The 1,147-nt window shown below is 61.2% G+C and carries 1 protein-coding gene and 1 pseudogene; one reads left to right on the forward strand and one right to left on the reverse strand.

The annotated features are described in order from the left end of the window. A pseudogene (locus AWB81_RS43315) lies at positions 1–212 on the reverse strand (hypothetical protein); the annotation flags it as partial. A gap of 204 nt (positions 213–416) precedes the next feature. Here AWB81_RS43315 and AWB81_RS43320 point away from each other — a divergent pair. Further along, positions 417–1,147, forward strand: a 731-nt coding sequence (locus AWB81_RS43320; protein WP_327373563.1) for an alkaline phosphatase family protein, incomplete at its 3' end; no start/stop codon positions are given.

Consider the following 1,147-nt stretch of genomic DNA (forward strand, 5'->3'; position numbering starts at 1 on the left):
TTCTCGATGCTTGCCACGAAGGCCACGGTCTTGGGCGCCACGGTCGCGGTCGAGGCGAAGCGCTGACCGAGATGCCCCCGCAGGTACCACACCACGCCGCCTACGCGCTGCAACTGTGGCACGTACACGTTCAGGTACATCCGATCGATGCACTCGCTCTCGAGCACGACGTGAGCCCGCAGAACTTCGCACACACTCTGTGATAACGTCATCACTGGCTCCGGTCGTCCACGGGTCCTTGCACCCATTGAGCTTCGAGCTCGTACATCGCTGGGCACGTCCCAGCCGGCTCGGCCGGAGCCACCTTACACCGCCAGCGCTCCGCAGTCACCCGTACCACTCGTCGGTCTGAGGCGGAGCCTCGTTAGCCTTTTCAAGGGGCCACGATGTCGCAAATACGGCACGTCTTCGTTCTCATGCTCGAGAACCGCTCCTACGACACCATCTTTGGTCTGTCGAATTTCACTGGCACATCGCCCGGCGGCGGTGCGACAAACGCCATCGGATTGCCCGCTCAGCCAATTATCAATTTCGGCAGAACTGGCGCCTCTTATCAACTAGGCCACGGCTCACCCTACGCGCTGGGCTTTGACCCGGGGCACGAGTTTTCCGACATCGCTGTGCAATTGTGTGGCCTCTCGGTCGCGAGTGCCGACACTGTCAGGAACGACACGCTGGTGCTCGGCGCCTCCGGCTACCCCCCGCTGGCCGTGGACCCCTCGACCACCGGCTTTGCCGCCACATACGAAGACCATGGCGACACCGTCGCCGATGCTTTCAGTGCCTTCAGGCCCGACCAACTGCCCGTCTTGAATTTTCTTGCCCGCGAGTTCGGCGTCTGCGACAACTGGTATGCATCGATGCCCGGCCCCACTTGGCCGAATCGGTTTTTCGCAGTTGCCGGGACGTCTTCTGGACTTGATCACTCGCCGAGTGATGCGCAGGTGCTCGAGGCGGTCATTCTCAACGCGCCCATTTTCACCTTCCCAAACGGTACCGTATTTTCGAAAATGCGCCCCACGGATTGGCTCATTGTGCAGGGCGACGTTGCGCAAAGCCGGGCTATCTATGGCATGCAGAATCAACTCAGCCGCTTTGTCGGGATGGATGCCCTTCTGTCCCAACTCGGCGATGGCTCGTTGACCGC

Origin of the sequence: Caballeronia arationis, from assembly GCF_001544975.2 — a bacterium.
In the GTDB taxonomy this organism is placed as follows: domain Bacteria; phylum Pseudomonadota; class Gammaproteobacteria; order Burkholderiales; family Burkholderiaceae; genus Caballeronia; species Caballeronia arationis.